At 48.9% G+C, this 274-nt stretch carries 1 protein-coding gene; it reads left to right on the top strand.

Annotated elements, in window-relative coordinates; translation table 11 throughout:
* A partial coding sequence (locus tag J3482_RS20475) for a hypothetical protein (protein ID WP_206923128.1) occupies positions 1–274 on the top strand: 274 nt, incomplete at both ends.

The following is a 274-nucleotide window of genomic DNA, read 5'->3' as shown; positions in this document are numbered from 1 at the left end:
GAGCCTCTATCTCAGCCCGACACTCATGCAGCAGTACAATGAGTTGCATTCTGTCGCGCTTGAGATGCAAACACCAGGGGATTACACGCAGCAGATTAAGCAGATACAGGACATCCAACTACAACTGAAGCAAATGCGTCTTGAAGCCTATTATGCCTTGCAATGGATTGGGTATTACTTCATCAAGTACATGCAGGGGCCGATCTCGAATGTGCAGAACGTCCTGCAGTCCATAAACGACGTGATCGTCAAGAACATGCCGACGTGGACGAAG

This window comes from Alicyclobacillus suci (assembly GCF_017329615.1).
Lineage (GTDB): Bacteria > Bacillota > Bacilli > Alicyclobacillales > Alicyclobacillaceae > Alicyclobacillus > Alicyclobacillus suci.
This window is presented reverse-complemented; position numbering and strand designations above follow the sequence as displayed.